This is a genomic window from Pseudomonas putida (assembly GCF_009883635.2).
In the GTDB taxonomy this organism is placed as follows: Bacteria; Pseudomonadota; Gammaproteobacteria; order Pseudomonadales; family Pseudomonadaceae; genus Aquipseudomonas; species Aquipseudomonas putida_W.
Window position 1 is genome coordinate 3470342 of the sequence record NZ_CP026115.2, and the last position, 15422, is coordinate 3485763.

Annotated in this window: 14 protein-coding genes and 1 pseudogene; 7 read left to right on the forward strand and 8 right to left on the reverse strand. The window is 63.3% G+C overall.

The features are described 5' to 3' along the window. Positions 1-175: 175 nt before the first annotated feature. Positions 176-520, reverse strand: a complete 345-nt coding sequence (locus C2H86_RS15780; RefSeq protein ID WP_003258412.1) for a cupin domain-containing protein — start codon at positions 518-520, stop codon at positions 176-178. A 232-nt stretch (positions 521-752) separates the two neighbouring features. Here C2H86_RS15780 and C2H86_RS15785 point away from each other — a divergent pair. Next, positions 753-1037, forward strand: a pseudogene (locus C2H86_RS15785) (type II toxin-antitoxin system HicB family antitoxin); the annotation flags it as partial. A 48-nt stretch (positions 1038-1085) separates the two neighbouring features. On the opposite strand, the gene C2H86_RS15790 reads toward C2H86_RS15785, so the two are convergent. Further along, positions 1086-1970 carry a LysR substrate-binding domain-containing protein gene (locus C2H86_RS15790; RefSeq protein WP_159408847.1) on the reverse strand — a complete coding sequence of 295 codons (885 nt, stop codon included), beginning with the start codon at positions 1968-1970 and terminating at the stop codon, positions 1086-1088. Positions 1971-2048: 78 nt separating this feature from the next. On the opposite strand from C2H86_RS15790, the gene C2H86_RS15795 reads away from it, so the two are divergent. Further along, a complete protein-coding gene (locus tag C2H86_RS15795; RefSeq protein WP_159408848.1) occupies positions 2049-2813 on the forward strand; it encodes a sulfite exporter TauE/SafE family protein in 765 nt (254 codons plus the stop codon). Here C2H86_RS15795 and C2H86_RS15800 read toward each other — a convergent pair. Continuing rightward, on the reverse strand, positions 2803-3117 hold the full coding sequence (locus C2H86_RS15800) for a putative quinol monooxygenase (protein WP_110639467.1): 315 nt from the start codon (positions 3115-3117) through the stop codon (positions 2803-2805). The two genes, C2H86_RS15795 and C2H86_RS15800, sit on opposite strands and share 11 nt — an antisense overlap. Positions 3118-3284: 167 nt before the next feature. Between C2H86_RS15800 and C2H86_RS15805 the strand changes: the two genes are divergently transcribed. The 3 genes from C2H86_RS15805 (at position 3285) to ggt (ending at position 6587) form a co-directional block, all read left to right on the forward strand. Continuing rightward, entirely contained in the window at positions 3285-3875 is a 591-nt protein-coding gene (locus C2H86_RS15805; protein ID WP_159408849.1) for an NAD(P)H-dependent oxidoreductase, read from the forward strand. Between the two features lie 30 nt (positions 3876-3905). Further along, a complete protein-coding gene (locus C2H86_RS15810; protein WP_159408850.1) occupies positions 3906-4802 on the forward strand; it encodes a LysR family transcriptional regulator in 897 nt (298 codons plus the stop codon). Positions 4803-4919: 117 nt separating this feature from the next. Beyond that, entirely contained in the window at positions 4920-6587 is a 1668-nt protein-coding gene (gene ggt / locus C2H86_RS15815; protein WP_159408851.1) for a gamma-glutamyltransferase, read from the forward strand. Between the two features lie 120 nt (positions 6588-6707). Here ggt and C2H86_RS15820 read toward each other — a convergent pair whose 3' ends face one another. Together C2H86_RS15820 and ypfJ are read right to left on the reverse strand one after the other, a co-directional pair. After that, entirely contained in the window at positions 6708-8627 is a 1920-nt protein-coding gene (locus C2H86_RS15820) for a HAMP domain-containing methyl-accepting chemotaxis protein (protein ID WP_159408852.1), read from the reverse strand. Positions 8628-8928: 301 nt separating this feature from the next. Then, positions 8929-9822: a KPN_02809 family neutral zinc metallopeptidase gene (gene ypfJ / locus C2H86_RS15825; protein ID WP_159408853.1), complete on the reverse strand. Its 894-nt coding sequence runs from the start codon at positions 9820-9822 to the stop codon at positions 8929-8931. Between the two features lie 188 nt (positions 9823-10010). On the opposite strand from ypfJ, the gene pcaH reads away from it, so the two are divergent. After that, positions 10011-10730 carry a protocatechuate 3,4-dioxygenase subunit beta gene (pcaH, locus tag C2H86_RS15830; RefSeq protein ID WP_103449008.1) on the forward strand — a complete coding sequence of 240 codons (720 nt, stop codon included), beginning with the start codon at positions 10011-10013 and terminating at the stop codon, positions 10728-10730. 10 nt (positions 10731-10740) lie between these two features. After that, positions 10741-11346, forward strand: coding sequence for a protocatechuate 3,4-dioxygenase subunit alpha (gene pcaG / locus C2H86_RS15835; RefSeq protein ID WP_159408854.1), 606 nt, complete (start codon positions 10741-10743; stop codon positions 11344-11346). A gap of 41 nt (positions 11347-11387) precedes the next feature. Here the strand turns inward: pcaG and trmA are convergent, their stop codons facing one another. The 3 genes from trmA to C2H86_RS15850 all read right to left on the reverse strand — a co-directional run bounded on the left by trmA (position 11388) and on the right by C2H86_RS15850 (position 15254). Then, positions 11388-12473: a tRNA (uridine(54)-C5)-methyltransferase TrmA gene (gene trmA, locus C2H86_RS15840; protein ID WP_159408855.1), complete on the reverse strand. Its 1086-nt coding sequence runs from the start codon at positions 12471-12473 to the stop codon at positions 11388-11390. After that, positions 12470-13765, reverse strand: coding sequence for an NCS2 family permease (locus tag C2H86_RS15845; protein WP_159408856.1), 1296 nt, complete (start codon positions 13763-13765; stop codon positions 12470-12472). Before C2H86_RS15845 ends, trmA begins: the two co-directional genes overlap by 4 nt. 268 nt (positions 13766-14033) lie before the next feature. After that, positions 14034-15254 (reverse strand): MFS transporter, encoded by a 1221-nt coding sequence (locus tag C2H86_RS15850; RefSeq protein WP_159408857.1) that lies wholly within the window; start codon positions 15252-15254, stop codon positions 14034-14036. Positions 15255-15422: the final 168 nt, after the last annotated feature.

Here is a 15422-nt window from a genome sequence, read left to right on the forward strand (position 1 = left end):
TTCAGAAAAGGACTACAAATAGCGGGGTCAAACTGAGGGTAAATGTCAGAAGATGTTGCTGAGGTTCAATGGGTTTATGGCTGTTTTGCTATTTTTGCTACCGGTGTTCAACATAGTGATGGCCCTGTAAGAAGTTTCACGTTTTCCACAGGGCCTGCATCGCTCTGGCAAAAAATCAGGCGAAGACGAAATACTTGCGCACGGTCTCGACCACTTCCCAGGTACCTTTCATCCCCGGTTCGATCACGAACACGTCACCCGCTTTCAGGTGCTTCGGCTCTTCGCCTTCCGGGGTGATGATGCAGTAGCCATCGAGGAAGTGGCAGAACTCCCACTTCTCGTAGTTGACCTCGAACTTGCCCGGGGTGCAGATCCAGGTGCCCATGATCTTGCTGCCGTCGGCCGACAGGTAGGCGTTGAGGTTGACGGTGTGCGGATCGCCGCCGATGCGCTTCCACTTGGTGGCGTCCACGACCGGCGTCGGGCAGGTTTCGCGCAGGACGGTGATGAAATCGGACATGGCACAACTCCTGGTGACTGGCTGAATGACTCGTCACCATAGGGCCATCCGCCAAGCAGCAGTTGCCTGGGCTCGACGTCCAGCTGCCTCCCCGCGCTATGCCAGGGCGTTGACCTCCAGGGTGATGTCGCCGATCTCGGGGGTGTAAGATTAAAATTACATTTCCTACGAGGCGGTCAGTTAAGGCCTACGAAGCACGTTTAACCATCTGCTAGCCAAACGATTGTGGGGTATGTGTACTACGTTGCAATTCAAACATCGACTGAGGCACGCAGTGAAAATCCCCGTCGTACTGCACAAAGATGTCCATTCGGATTACGAAGTAACCGTGCCTGATGTACCTGGCTGTTTTTCTGCCGGGCCAACTATCGTGCAGGCTCTGGAGAATGTTCTGGAGGCCTTTGCGCTGCATTTTGAAGGGTTGGTTGCTGACGATGAGATGCTCCTGCAAGTGCGAGGAATCGAAGGCCATATTACAAATCCTGATTATGCAGGCGGGCTATGGACGGTTGTGAATTGCACGAGCTTTACCCGCGTATGGGGCAGTTCAGGTGGCGATGAACGTTCAGGTCGGGATCAATCGCTCAACCAACCCCGCCGCATAGCCCGGTAACCCGGCAAAATCCCGGGCACATAACAGTAACCGCCGGTTGGCCCAGCCCTCTCGCAATGCCACCCAATGCATCGGCAACACGCCCTTCCAGCGCTGCACCGATGCCAGCGGCACCACGCCGATACCGGCACCACTAGCAACCATGCGTATCACCCCGTCAAACCCTTCGGCCCGCACCCGTACCTGCATGCGGTGGCCTTCGCGCAGGGCCTGTTCCTCCAGGTATAACGCCAGGGCACTGTTCACCCCCAGCCCGACATGGCCATGGGCAAGGCAGTCGACAAAGCTCGGGGCGGGCTCTGCGGCGAGGGGATGACCCAGAGGTGTTACCAGCACCAGCGGATCATCGCGAAACGGCAAGGTCTGCAGATGTGCGCTGGGCGCGGCGGTGGAAATGATGCCCAGGTCAGCCATGCCCTGGGTGATCGATTGCACGATGCGCAGGCTCGGCAGCTCCTGCACGTCGATGCTGATCCCAGGGTTGTCGGCAAGGTAACTGGCCAGCAGCTCCGGCAGGTACTCGGTCAGCGCCGCCGTGTTGCACACTAGCCGCACCTGGCCTTGCTGGCCACGCGCGTACTGGGCCAGGTCAAACTGCAGGCGCTCGACTTGCTGGCCGATCAGCCGTGCATGTTGCAACAGCGCCTGCCCGGCCGGTGTTGGCTGCACGCCACGGCGGTTGCGCCCAAGCAACGGCGTACCAAGCGACGCTTCCATCGCGCGGATGCGCGCACTGGCCGCTGGCAGCGAAAGATGGCTGCGGCGGGCGCCGGCGGTGATGTTGCCGCATTCGGCGATGTGCTGGAAAAGCCGGAGGTCGATCAGGTCGAAATGCATCTGCCTCTGTCCTGACAAGAGTCTGGCTGAGTATATGGCAGATTTTCAGTCCAGCCGCCGAGCGCCATCATGGTGGCCATGAATACTTTGATCGCTTTTTACCAGAACATCGGCCCGGCACTGACGCTGTTGGTGGTCATCACCTTCCTGATCGCCGGTGCGGTCAAAGGGGTGATCGGCCTGGGCCTGCCTACCATCGCCATGGGCCTGCTGGGGCTGGCTATGCCACCGGCGCAGGCTGCGGCGCTATTGATCGTGCCTTCGACGCTCACCAACCTCTGGCAACTCGCGGCCGGTGGGCATCTGCCGGCACTGCTGCGCAGGCTTGGGCCGATGCTGGCGATGATCTTTGTCGGGACGTTGCTTGGCAGTGTCTGGCTGGGTATCGACAGCGGGCCGTGGGCGGTGCATGCATTGGGGGCGGCGCTGGTGATCTATGCGCTCTATGGGCTGGCAGGCCCCGCCCTGCGACTGGCGCCCGAGCGGGAAGGGTGGCTGGGGCCGGTCTGCGGGCTGGTGACGGGTGTGGTCACTGCGGCCACGGGTGTCTTCGTGATGCCAGCGGTGCCTTACCTGCAGAGCCTGGGCCTGAGCCGCGACGAGATGATTCAGGCACTGGGCCTTTCGTTCACCGTTTCGACCTTGGCGCTGGCCGGTGGCCTGGCTGGCCAGGATGCCTTGGGTGGGCAAGCATTGGGCGCATCACTGGTGATGCTGGCGCCGGCCTTGGTGGGCATGCTTGCTGGCCAGTGGCTGCGCCAGCGCATCAGTGCAGCGCTGTTCAAGCGCTGCTTCTTCATTGGCCTGGCCGCGCTGGGCGGCCATCTGCTGATCAACGGTTAGCGGAAGAGGCGCTGAGCATCACGATCGGCTGGATGTCGAAATCGCGCTCCAGGTAGTCCATGCGCTTTTCGAAGAACGCGACCATGTGCGGCAGTGCCGAGTGCACATCCAGCGCAGCCTTGTCGGCCCACACCTCATAGAACACGAACAGGCTCGGGTCCTGCTGGTCGCGCAGCATGTGGTATTCGATGCAGCCGGGTTCCTGGCGGCTGGGTTCGACGTAGGCGCGGAACAGGGTTTCGAACGCTTCGGCCATTTCCGGGCGGGTCTTGGCCTTGAGGATGAATGCGTGCTGCTCGCTCATGGATCGATTCTCACGAAAGTAGGGAGGTGAAACGATTCTACGGCAATAATGCGCTGCGTATTTTTGACTTCAGGTCAATTGTATTTTGCCCCGCGCCTGCTGTATCACGCGCTTGCGAGCCTCTAACCTGCGGCCCTGAATTATTCACTCGGCCCAGGAGGCCCAGCATGAAAAAGATCCTTCTGCTCAACGGTGGCAAACAGTTCGCCCATTCCGACGGCCGCCTCAACCAGACCCTGCACGACGCTGCGCTGGCCCATCTCGACCGCGCCGGCTACGACGTGCAGCAGACCTTCATCGACGGTGGCTACGACGCCCAGGCCGAAGTGGAGAAATTCCTCTGGGCTGACGTGATCATCTACCAGATGCCGGGCTGGTGGATGGGCGCACCGTGGACCGTGAAGAAATACATCGACGACGTGTTCACCGCCGGCCACGGCAGCCTCTACGCCAACGACGGCCGCACCCGCTCCGACCATTCGCAGAAGTACGGCAGCGGTGGCCTGGTGCACGGCAAGCAGTACATGCTGTCGCTGACCTGGAATGCCCCCCAGCAGGCGTTCGATGACCCGACCGACTTCTTCGAAGGCAAGGGTGTGGATGCGGTGTACTTCCCGTTCCACAAGGCCAACCAGTTCCTCGGCATGAGCGGCCTGCCAACCTTCCTGGCGGTGGATGTGATGAAGCGCCCGGACGTGCCGGCGGCGCTGGCGGCGTATGCCGCGCATCTGGACAAGGTATTTGGCAAGGCGATCTAATCCCTGCAAGCAGCCGCCACGGACCCAGACGTGAAAACTCGATCCGAAGAACTCCAGGTATTCGTCGCCGTCATCGACTGCGGCTCGATCTCCGCCGCCGCCGAGCAGATGGGCCAGACCCCGTCGGCTGTCAGCCGCACGCTGTCACGCCTGGAGGCCAAGCTCGGCACCACCCTGGTCAACCGCACCACCCGGCGCATGGACCTGACCGAAGAAGGCCGTTTCTTCCTCGAACGCGCGCGCCGGGTGCTGGAGCAGATGGACGAGATGGAGGAGCATCTGTCGATGAACCGCCAGACGCCCTCGGGGCGCCTGCGCATCAATGCCGCTGCACCGTTCATGCTGCATGCCATCCTGCCGTGGATCGGCGAATTCCGTCGCCAGTACCCGGCCATCGAGCTGGAACTGAACACTGACGACCTGATCATCGACCTGCTGGAGCAGAGCACCGATGTGGCCATCCGCATCGGTGACCTCGCCGACTCCAGCCTGCATGCCCGTTCGCTCGGCTGCAGCCCGGTTCAGGTGCTGGCGAGCCCGGCGTACCTGGAACAACACGGCACACCTGAAAAAGTCGAAGACCTGAACGGCCACGCTCTGCTCGGCTTCAGCCAGCCCGAGTCGCTGAACCAATGGCCGTTACGCCACGCCCAGGGTGACCGCTGGAGCATTCGCCCGGCGCTGATCGCCTCCAGCGGCGAGACCCTGCGCCAGCTGGCGCTGGCCGGGGAGGGCATCGTCGCCCTGTCGCACTTCATGACCCACGAAGACATCCGCGTCGGTCGCCTCAAGGTGCTGCTGAGCGACGCCAACAACGGCTACCGCCAGCCGATCCACGCGGTGTACTACCGCAACACGCAGCTGGCCCTGCGTATCCAGTGCTTCCTCGATTTCATCCAGCGCAAACTGGCGATGTACGCCTGCTGAGTTGCCTGAACGCGACAGATCCTGTCCACAGGCGGCGAAACTTCCTGCGTTTGATTGCACAGTCGCAGCGCTTCGGCCTTACTGACTGCTCAACAAAAACAACACCAAGGAAGTGTCATGCGTATCGTCCCGTTCCAGTACCTGGCTCTGGCAGCCGCGATCCTGAGCTGTTCCTCGACTTACGCCGCCACGTTGGAAGGCGGCGCTGTCGCCGCGCCCGATCAATATGGTGCACAGGTAGCCGCCGATATTCTCAAGAAGGGCGGCAACGCGGTGGATGCGGCGGTGGCCACTGCATTCACCCTGGCGGTGACCTACCCCGAGGCGGGCAACATCGGCGGCGGTGGCTTCATGACCCTCTTCGTCGACGGCAAGCCGTACTTCCTCGACTACCGCGAAGTGGCGCCCAAGGCCGCCACGCGCAACATGTACCTGGATGACAAGGGCGAGGTGATCGAGAACCTGAGCCTGGTCGGCGTGCGCGCCGCAGGCGTGCCTGGCACGGTGATGGGCCTGTGGGAAGCCCACCAGAAGTTCGGCAAGCTGCCCTGGAGCGAGTTGCTGACCCCGGCCATCGGTTATGCGAAAAACGGTTTCAAGGTCGCCGAGAAGCAGTACCAGTACCGCAACGATGCCCAGGGCATGTTCAAGACCGCGACCAACTTCAACGATTACTTCGGCAACATGAAGGTCGGTGAGCTGTTCAAACAGCCGGAAATGGCCCAGACCCTCGAACGCATCGCCGACAAGGGCGTGAGTGAGTTCTACCAAGGCAAGACTGCCGACCTGCTGGTGGCGCAGATGCAGGCCGACAAGGGCTTGATCACCAAGGAAGACCTGAAGGACTACAAGGCCGTGTGGCGCGAACCGATCGCCATCAGCTGGCGCGGCAATGTGGTCTACACCGCGCCACCGCCAAGCTCCGGCGGCGTGGCCCTGGCCCAGCTGCTAGGCATCAAGGAAGACCGCGCGTCGGACTTCAAGGGCGTGGCGCACAACTCGGCGCAGTACATCCACCTGCTTTCGGAAATTGAAAAGCGCGTGTTCGCCGACCGTGCCGACTACCTTGGCGACCCGGCGTTCACCAAGGTCCCGGTCGACCAGCTGGTGGCCAAGGACTACCTGGCCAAGCGTGCCGCCCAGGTCAACCCGAAAGCCATCTCCGAGACCGACAAGGTCAAGCCGGGCCTGGAACCGCATCAGACCACACACTTCTCGATCGTCGACAAGCAGGGTAACGCCGTCAGCAACACCTACACCCTCAACCTCGATTACGGCAGCGGCGTGGTGGTCAAGGGCGCGGGCTTCCTGCTCAACGACGAGATGGACGACTTCAGCGCCAAGCCTGGCGCAGCGAATGCCTTTGGCGTGGTCGGAGGTGACGCCAACGCCATCGAGCCGGGCAAGCGCATGCTGTCGTCGATGAGCCCGAGCCTGATGACCCGCGACGGCAAGGTCGAACTGGTGATCGGTACCCCGGGTGGTTCGCGGATCTTTACCTCGATCTTCCAGGTGATGAACAACCTGTACGACTACGGCATGCCGCTTGAGAAGGCCGTGGCGGCGCAGCGGGTGCACCATCAGTTGCTGCCCAAGGACACCATCTACTTCGACAGCTACGCGCCGCTGACCGGGCCTGTGGCTGATGAGCTGAAGAAGATGGGTTATGTGCTGGAGGATCAGGGCTGGGAGATGGGCGATATCCAGGCGATCCGGGTGAACGGCGCGCAGCTTGAGACCGCTTCGGATCCGCGTGGGCGCGGGGTGGGGATGATCGTCAAGTAAGTTTGTACAGGCAATGATGGCTTCTTCGCGAGGCAAGCCCGCTCCCACAGGTTCTTCGCTCTCCTGAAGGCAGCGGTAATCCTGTGGGAGCGGGCTTGCCCCGCGAAAGCGGTCTTGAGGTCAGACGCGGAACTGGCTGACCAGCATCTGCAGGTGACCACCCAGACGCGCCAGCTCGACGCTGGACGCTGCCGTTTCATCACTGGCCGCTGCAGTCTGTTCGGACACATCCCGCACATTCAGGATGCTGCGGCTGATCTCTTCAGCCACCGCGCTCTGCTGCTCGGCCGCCGCCGCGATCTGTTGGTTCATCGACTGGATGCTCGACACCGTGCCAGTGATGTTCTCCAGCGAGGCACCGGCCTTGCGTGCCAGCTCGACACTGCTGTCGGTCAGCGTGCGGCTGCCCTGCATGGCGTTGGCCACCTGCTGGGTGCCGTGTTGCAGGCTGGCCACCAGCTCTTCGATCTCTTCGGTGGACTTCTGCGTGCGCTGGGCCAGGCCGCGCACTTCGTCGGCGACCACGGCGAAACCACGGCCGGCTTCACCGGCACGGGCCGCTTCGATCGCGGCGTTGAGCGCCAGCAGGTTGGTCTGCTCGGCCACCGACTTGATCACGTCCATTACGCTGCCGATCTTCTGGCTTTCCTGTTGCAGCAGGTTCATGGCTTCGGTGGAGCGGTGTACTTCTTCGGCCAGGCGTTCGATCTGGCTGATCGCCTCGCCCACCACACGGTCACCGGCACGGGCCTCGTCGTCGGCACCGGTGGCCGCGTGTGAAGCCTGTTCGGCGTTGCGCGCCACTTCCTGAACGGTAGCGGCCATTTCGTGCATGGCGGTGGCCACCTGGTCGGTCTCGACCTTCTGGCTGTTGGCACCGGCGCTGGTCTGCTCGGTCACCGCCGACAGCTCTTCGGCGGCGCTGGCGATCTGGGTCACGCCGTCACGGATGCCGCTGATCAGCTCGCGCAGGGTGGTGCCCATGCGCGCGATGCCTTGTTGCAACACGCCGATTTCGTCGCGGCGGGTGACGCGCAGGTCGTGGGTCAGGTCGCCACCGGCGATGCGTTCCACGGCTTGCAGGGTATCGCGCAGCGGGCGAGTGATCTGGCGGGTGATGACCACGGCCGCAATCACGCCAGCCAGCAGTGCCAGCAGCGTGGCGATGGTCTGCAGGCTACGGGCCTGAGCGCTTTCGGCGTCGCGGCGTTCCAGCTGGATCTTGTACAGCGCGTCGCTGCGCTTGACGATGTCGGCACCCTGCACGGTCATTTCCGCACGGGCAACGGTGATCTCTGCGACCGCATCGCGGAACTGGCGCACGGCATCTCGATAGGCCTGCACCGATTGCTCGAACTGCTGCACGCGGGTGGCTTCCGCGGGCAGCTGGCGCTTGAGGTTGTCGATGTCGGCCAACGCACCGTCCAGCTGACGCAGGGCGGCCTGCTCGTTGGCGGCGGTGTTGTCGGCGATGTAGCCGCGCACATCGATGCGCACCTGCAGCAGCTGCTGGCGCGCCTTGCTGATCAGCTGGTACTGGGCCAGGCGAACGCTGTCGGCCTCGGGGCGGGACATGACGTCCTGGCTCAGCAGCTCCATGGCCTCATCAGCCTTGGCCGCCGATACGTTCATCGCATCACGGGCGGCCAGCGAGCTCTTGTAGCCGGCGCGCATCTTGTTCAACGACACCTTGTACTCGCTGATGGTCTGCCCCAGCTCCTTGAGCAGCGCGACGTTGGCCGGGCTGGTGAAGGTGGTGACCAGGTACTGCTGCTGTTTGCTGAAAGCATCGAGCTTGGCCTGGGTGTTGGCTGCGGCGGTGTCATCGCCGTTGGCGATCATGTACTGCAGGCGCGAGATGCGCAGGTCGGTCAGGTCCTTGTTGAGCTGGCCGATGTCGCCCATCCAGTTGCTGCGGTCGATCAGGCTGCCCAGGCTGGTCCAGCCAGTCAGGGCAAGCAGGCCGGTTAGAAACAGCACCAGGCCGAAGCCCAGGCCGAGTTTGAGGTTGACGCTGATATTTGCGAACCAGCTGTTCATGCACGCTCTCCAGAAAATTCATTCGCTCACTTGATCATCGATCGCAGGGCGTTGTTGTTCTGGGAGGCCCGCTGATTCGTGCAGGTGTTATCGGCACGAGGAACGGAAAGCTGAATCGCTTTTTCAGCTGATTTGTAACTATGTGAAAACGTTTGCTTTTTGGAGATGGCAGGGGGCTGCTTTGCAGCCCATTCGCGGGACAAGCCCGCTCTTACAGGGGTATCACATAGACCAGGCTTGCGCTGCACCTGTAGGAGCGGGCTTGCCCCGCGAATGGGCCGCAAAGCGGCCCCGTGCAATTTCAGAGGCTACGCGCGCTGAAGGTGTCGCAACTGTTCACATCCCCTTGGGCAAACCCAGCCTTGAACCAGCGCACCCGCTGCGCCGAGGTGCCATGGGTGAAGGAGTCGGGCACCACGCGCCCCTGGCCCTGCTGCTGCAGCCGGTCGTCACCAATGGCATTGGCCGCGTTCAGTGCCTCCTCGACATCGCCGGGCTCCAGCCAGTTCAACCGCTTCTGTGCCTGATACGCCCATACCCCGGCCAGGCAGTCAGCCTGCAGTTCCTGGCGCACCAGCAGCCCATTGTCGCCTTCCATGCGTTGGCCACCGCGCCGCGCGGTATCGACCTTGGCCGATACCCCCAGCAAGGTCTGCACGTGGTGGCCGATCTCGTGGGCGATCACGTAGGCCTGGGCGAAGTCACCAGCCGCGGCGAAACGGGTTTCCATCTCGCGGAAGAACGACATGTCCAGGTAAACCCGCTGATCCGCCGGGCAGTAGAACGGCCCGACTGCCGCGGAAGCGAAGCCGCAGGCCGAATTCACCTGGCCGCTGAACAGCACCAGCTTGGGATCGCGGTATTGCTTGCCAGCCTGAGCGAACAAGGCCTTCCAAGTGTCTTCGGTGTCGCCCAGGATCGAGGCGACGAACTGCGCCTGTTCGTCATTGGCCGGCGGTGCCTTGCCGCCGGCACCATTTGGCGCTGCCTGCTGTTGCTGTTGATCCATCTGCCCGGCGAGCTGGCCGAGGATCTGCAACGGGTCCTGGCCGGTCAGCCAGCCGATGCCGACAATCAGCAGTATCGCGCCAAGCCCCAGCCCCTTGCCGCCGCCAAAGCGCATGCCGCCACCGCCACCACCTTCGCCGCGGGCATCGACCACGTTGTCGCTGCGCCGGCCTTTTCGCCATTCCATGAAGTGCTCTCCAGAGCGTGAAACATGGGGATAAAGATTAGATCACCCCAGCCAAAGCCACTAATACATAACCTTTTGGTTATGTATTGGGCAGCTGATTTCAATATTCATCCCGCGCGACCTATCTGAAACTGCAAGTCCGCCTGCCGTGTACAGGCGTTTTCATAATTCCAAGAGAGGAATCCGGCATGCCCGCCCAGGACAACAGCCGCTTCGTGATCCGTGATCGCAACTGGCACCCCAAGGCCCTGACGCCCGACTACAAGACGTCCATTGCCCGCTCGCCGCGCCAGGCACTGGTCAGCATCCCACAGTCGATCAGCGAAACCACTGGCCCGGACTTTTCCCACCTGGGCTTCGGTGCCCACGACCACGACCTGCTGCTGAACTTCAACAACGGAGGCCTGCCGATCGGCGAGCGCATCATCGTTGCCGGGCGCATCGTCGACCAGTACGGCAAGCCTGTGCCGAACACCCTGGTGGAGATGTGGCAAGCCAACGCTGGCGGCCGCTACCGCCACAAGAACGACCGCTACCTGGCGCCGCTGGACCCGAACTTTGGTGGCGTCGGCCGTTGCCTGACCGACCGCGACGGGTACTACAGCTTCCGCACCATCAAGCCGGGCCCGTACCCATGGCGCAACGGCCCGAACGACTGGCGCCCGGCGCACATCCACTTCGGCATCAGCGGCCCGTCGATCGCCACCAAGCTGATCACCCAACTGTATTTCGAAGGTGACCCGCTGATCCCGATGTGCCCGATCGTCAAGTCGATCGCCAACCCCGAAGCCGTACAGCAGTTGATCGCCAAGCTCGACATGAGCAACGCCAACCCGATGGACTGCCTGGCGTACCGCTTCGACATCGTGCTGCGCGGCCAGCGCAAGACCCACTTCGAAAACTGCTGAGGACCCCGCCATGCCAATCGAACTGCTGCCGGAAACCCCCTCGCAGACCGCCGGCCCCTACGTACACATCGGCTTGGCCCTGGAAGCGGCCGGCAACCCGACCCGCGACCAGGAAATCTGGAACCGCCTGGCCAAGCCAGACGCTGCGGGCGAGCACATCCTGCTGATCGGCCAGGTGTATGACGGCAACGGCCACCTCGTGCGTGATTCGTTCCTGGAACTGTGGCAGGCCGATGCCAATGGCCAGTACCAGGATGCCTACAACCTGGAAAACGCCTTCAACAGCTTCGGCCGCACCGCCACCACCTTCGATGCCGGCGAGTGGACCGTGCACACGGTCAAGCCTGGAGTGGTGAACAATGCTGCGGGTGTGCCAATGGCGCCGCATATCAACATCAGCCTGTTTGCCCGGGGGATCAACATCCACCTGCATACGCGCCTGTATTTCGATGATGAGGCGGACGCCAATGCCAAGTGCCCGGTGCTCAACCTGATCGAGCAGCCGCAGCGTCGCGAGACATTGATTGCCAAGCGTTGCGAGGTAGATGGGAAAACGGCATATCGCTTCGATATCCGTATTCAGGGGGAAGGGGAGACGGTCTTCTTCGACTTCTGAGTGAAGCCTGGGGCTGCAGAGCAGCCCCGGCGATCTGAAAGTCAGCGCCGAACCAGCAGGACGCCACTTTCCATGTGGTGGGTATAGGGGAACTGGTCGAACAACGCACAACGCTCGATGCGGTGCGTGTCCTGCAACTGGGCAATGTTCGCCGCCAGCGTCTCTGGATTGCACGAGATGTACAGAATCCGCTCGAAACGCCGAGTCAGCTCGCAGGTATCCGGGTCCATGCCGGCCCGTGGCGGGTCGACGAACACGGTGCCGAACTCATAACTCTTCAGATCGATACCTTCCAGACGACGGAATGGCCGCACTTCATTCAGTGCCTGGGTCAATTCCTCTGCCGACAAACGTACCAATCGCACGTTATCCACAGCGTTCTCGTCGAGGTTGCTCAGCGCGGCATTGACCGAGGTCTTGCTGATCTCGGTGGCCAGCACCTGGCGCACGCGGGTGGCCAGCGGCAGGGTGAAGTTGCCATTGCCGCAATACAGCTCCAGCAAGTCGTCCTCACGCTCGCCGATGGCCTCGAACGCCCAGCTCAGCATCTTCTGGTTCACCGCGCCGTTGGGCTGGGTGAACGCGCCCTCCGGCTGGCGGTAGCTGAATACCCGGCCGGCCACATCGAGTTTTTCCACCGCGTAGTCGCGGCCGATCACCAGGCGCTTGCCCTTCGAACGGCCGATCAGGCTCACGCCGAGGTCTTCGGCCAACTGCCGGGCAGCCACTTCCCAGGCTTCATCCAGCGGGCGGTGGTAGCACAGGGTGACCATGGCATCGCCGGCGAGGGTGGTAAGGAACTCCACCTGGAACAGACGATTGCCCAGTTCCTCGCTGGCCTGCCAGGCGGCCTTCAGGAGCGGCATCAGCTCATTGATGCGCTGACTGGCGATGGGGAAATCGTCGATCAGGATCGCCTTGTGCTTGTCGCCCGGGGCGAACATCGCGTAGTGGCGCTGGCCATCTTCGCGCCACAGGCGGAACTCGGCGCGCAGGCGGTAGTGCTCGCGCGGCGAGTCGAAAACGGCCGGCTCCGGCGCGCCGAAGGGCGCCAGCAGCTCGCGCAGGCGGGCGACTTTGCCCTCGAGCTGGGTGTCGTAGGCGGAGGGATCGAAGACAGCACTCATGCGTTGAACCAGCCCAGCTTGATGACGAACAGGATGGAAAGGATCACCAGGGCCGGGTTCAGGTCGCGGTGGCGGCCAGAGATCAGCTTGACGGCGGTCCAGGAGATGAAGCCGAAGGCGATGCCGTTGGCGATCGAGTAAGTCAGCGGCATCGCCAGGGCGGTCACCACCACCGGTGCGGCTTCGGTGACGTCGTCCCAGTTGATTTCCGCCAGGCCCGAGGCCATCAGCACGGCGACGAACAGCAGTGCCGGGGCGGTGGCAAAGGCCGGCACGCTACCGGCCAGCGGGGCGAAGAACAGCGCCAGCAGGAACAGGATGGCGACCACGATGGCGGTCAGGCCGGTACGGCCCCCGGCGCTCACGCCAGCAGCGGATTCGATGTAGCTGGTGGTGGTCGAGGTGCCCAGCAGGGAGCCGGCCATGGCCGCGGTGCTGTCGGCGATCAGGGCACGGCCCATTTTCGGCATGTGGCCGTCCTTGCCCATCAGGCCGGCGCGCTTGGCCACGCCGATCAGGGTGCCGGAGTTGTCGAACAGGTCGACGAACAGGAAGGCGAAGATCACGCTGACCAGGCCCACGTCGAGGGCGCCCTTGATGTCCAGCTGGAGGAAGGTCGGCGCCAGCGATGGGGGCATCGACACGACGCCGCCGAATGGCGTCACACCCATCAGGATCGAGGCGATGGTAACGGCCAGGATGCCGATCAGCACCGCGCCACGAACCTTCAGCGACTCGAGGCCGACGATCAGGAAGAAGCCCAGGGTGGCGAGGATCGGCGCTGGCTGCTTGAGGTCGCCCAGGCCCACCAGGGTCGCCGGGTTATCGACGACGATGCCGGCATTATGCAGGGCGATGAGCGCCAGGAACAGGCCGATACCTGCAGCAATCGCCGAACGCAACGGCAGCGGGATGCTGTTCACGATCCATTCGCGGATGCGGAAGATCGACAGCAGGAAGAACATCACCGCCGAGAGGAACACCGCTCCCAGGGCCACCTGCCAGGTGTGGCCCATGTGCAGGACCACCGTGTAGGTGAAGAACGCGTTCAGGCCCATGCCCGGCGCCAGGGCGATCGGGTAGTTGGCGATCAGGCCCATGGTGGTCGAGCCGATGGCGGCGGCCAGGCAGGTGGCGACGAAGATCGCGCCTTTGTCCATGCCGGTCTCGCCGAGGATGCTCGGGTTGACGAACAGGATGTAGGCCATGGCCAGGAAGGTGGTGACGCCCGCAAGAATCTCGGTGCGCACGTTGGTGTTGTGTGCTTTTAGTTGAAACAGCCTGTCCAGCATGCCCGCTCCCCAGGGCGCCCTCGCGCCGTGATTGTATCGACCCCATCAGCAAAGCACAGACCGTAGCGGATGCCGTGTTTTGTATGGGGCGGAAAAAAGCCGCGCATCATACCAGCATGCTCGGCGGGGGCCTATCGCCGTTGGGGAATGGGTTTCTTTGTCACCTGTGCCGGCCTCTTCGCGGGGCAAGCCCGCTCCACATCTTGAAACCTGTGCGATCTGTGTGGGAGCGGGCTTGCCCCGCGAAGAGGCCGGCACAAGCGAACGATCAACCGTTGTGCAAACGGTCCCGCTTGGCCAGGGTGGGGAACAGTCTTATCCACAGCCCCGTCACCACCAGTGTACCGACCCCTCCCAGCACCACCGCCGGCACCGTGCCAAACCAGTGCGCCGTCACCCCGGACTCGAATTCACCCAACTGGTTCGAAGCACCGATGAACAACCCGTTCACCGCGCTCACCCGCCCGCGCATCTCGTCCGGCGTCTCCAGCTGCACGAAGGCACCGCGGATCACCATGCTGATCATGTCCGCCGCGCCCAGCACCACCAGCACCGCCAGCGAAAACCAGAACGAGGTCGACAGGCCGAAGGCGATGGTTGCCACGCCAAACAGGCCGACGGCGGTGAACATGGTGCGGCCGACCTTGCGCTCGACCGGGAAGCGCGCCAGCCACAGCGACATCAGCAGTGCCCCGACCGCCGGCGCTGAGCGCAGCAGGCCCAGGCCCCACGGGCCGGTGAGCAGGATGTCCTTGGCAAACACCGGCAGCAGGGCGGTGGCGCCACCGAGCAACACGGCGAACAGGTCCAGCGAGATGGCCCCGAGGATGTCGGGCCGGCTGCGGATGAAGCGGATCCCGGCCATCAGCGACTCGATACTGGCGCGGCCGCGTTGAGGCACCTGCTGGCGCGAGTCGAGGCTGAGCATCAACAGGCAAGCGATGGCGTACAAGGCGACGGTCGGGCCGTACACCCAGATGCTGCCGAAGGCGTACAGGAAGCCACCCACGGCCGGGGCGACGATGGTGGCCGCCTGGGTCGCCGAGGCCGAGGCCGCCACCGCCCGCGGGAACAGCCCCTGCGGCACCACGTTGGGCAGCAGCGCCTGAGTCGCCGGCATCTCGAACGAGCGGGTGGCACCGAGCAGGAAGGCCAGGACGAAGATCAGCTCGCGGCTGACGTTGTCGGTGGCGCTGCCCACGGCCAGCGCCAGGGCGATCAGCCCCTGCAGGCTCTGGCACAGCGCCGCGACCTTGCGCCGGTCATAGCGGTCGGCGACGTGCCCGGTGTGCAGCATGAACAGCACCCGCGGGGCGAATTCGACCAGGCCGACCAAGCCCAGGTCGAGCACATTGCCGGTCAGCTGGTAGAGGTGCCAGCCAATGGCCACGGTGAGCATCTGGAAGCCGCTGGCGGTGAACACCCGGGCCAGCCAGAAGGCGACGAAAGGGCGGTGATGACGCAACAGCTGCGGTGCGGAATCGGACATCGGAAACCTGTTGGCCTCGGCGCAGTAGAGGGGCCCGCAGCGTATCATCTGTTTGTAACAAACGGTTACTGTTTGCCGTGGTCGGCACTTTTTCACCTGCCGCGAAAGAGGGTGGGGCAACGGGTCACGCGGCAATCAACCACACGGCCCAGCAGGCTATTCGGGACT

Bases quoted from the DNA above. Each gene is read 5' to 3' on its own strand.
- C2H86_RS15780 (WP_003258412.1), bottom strand. From the start codon at position 520: ATGTCCGATTTCATCACCGTCCTGCGCGAAACCTGCCCGACGCCGGTC.
- C2H86_RS15790 (WP_159408847.1), bottom strand. From the start codon at position 1,970: ATGCATTTCGACCTGATCGACCTCCGGCTTTTCCAGCACATCGCCGAA.
- C2H86_RS15795 (WP_159408848.1), top strand. From the start codon at position 2,049: ATGAATACTTTGATCGCTTTTTACCAGAACATCGGCCCGGCACTGACG.
- C2H86_RS15800 (WP_110639467.1), bottom strand. From the start codon at position 3,117: ATGAGCGAGCAGCACGCATTCATCCTCAAGGCCAAGACCCGCCCGGAA.
- C2H86_RS15805 (WP_159408849.1), top strand. From the start codon at position 3,285: ATGAAAAAGATCCTTCTGCTCAACGGTGGCAAACAGTTCGCCCATTCC.
- ggt (WP_159408851.1), top strand. From the start codon at position 4,920: ATGCGTATCGTCCCGTTCCAGTACCTGGCTCTGGCAGCCGCGATCCTG.
- C2H86_RS15820 (WP_159408852.1), bottom strand. From the start codon at position 8,627: ATGAACAGCTGGTTCGCAAATATCAGCGTCAACCTCAAACTCGGCCTG.
- ypfJ (WP_159408853.1), bottom strand. From the start codon at position 9,822: ATGGAATGGCGAAAAGGCCGGCGCAGCGACAACGTGGTCGATGCCCGC.
- pcaH (WP_103449008.1), top strand. From the start codon at position 10,011: ATGCCCGCCCAGGACAACAGCCGCTTCGTGATCCGTGATCGCAACTGG.
- pcaG (WP_159408854.1), top strand. From the start codon at position 10,741: ATGCCAATCGAACTGCTGCCGGAAACCCCCTCGCAGACCGCCGGCCCC.
- trmA (WP_159408855.1), bottom strand. From the start codon at position 12,473: ATGAGTGCTGTCTTCGATCCCTCCGCCTACGACACCCAGCTCGAGGGC.
- C2H86_RS15845 (WP_159408856.1), bottom strand. From the start codon at position 13,765: ATGCTGGACAGGCTGTTTCAACTAAAAGCACACAACACCAACGTGCGC.
- C2H86_RS15850 (WP_159408857.1), bottom strand. From the start codon at position 15,254: ATGTCCGATTCCGCACCGCAGCTGTTGCGTCATCACCGCCCTTTCGTC.